General features: G+C 38.1%; 1 pseudogene. It reads right to left on the bottom strand.

Annotation, left to right across the window (positions count from 1 at the left end):
* Positions 1 to 3: 3 nt before the first annotated feature.
* Positions 4 to 333, bottom strand: a pseudogene (locus tag J502_RS16320) (integrase core domain-containing protein); the annotation flags it as partial.

Raw genomic sequence — 333 nt, 5'->3', positions numbered from 1 at the left:
AGGTTAAATTTGAGCTAAATTCTTCTCAGCCCAAATCCGTTTTCCATCAAGTAAAGTTTCAAGTGGTGTACGACCACAGCACATTTTTCCTTGATGAGTCCGTTCAGTATTATAGAATTTCAGCCAATCGTCTAGATCAACTTGTAATTCTTCCAATGAGCTATAAAGCTTCTTCCTAAACGTAATTTGATAGAACTCCTGCAAAATCGTCTTATGGAAACGCTCACAGATACCATTTGTTTGCGGCGAAGCTGCTTTTGTCTTCGTGTGATCAATATCATTAACTGCCAGATACAACTCATAGTCATGTTGTTCTACCTTACCGCAATACTA

Origin of the sequence: Acinetobacter sp. 1294596, from assembly GCF_000582925.1 — a bacterium.
In the GTDB taxonomy this organism is placed as follows: domain Bacteria; phylum Pseudomonadota; class Gammaproteobacteria; order Pseudomonadales; family Moraxellaceae; genus Acinetobacter; species Acinetobacter radioresistens.
The sequence above is the reverse complement of the archived record's forward strand: the minus strand, read 5'-3'. Positions and strand labels throughout refer to the sequence as shown.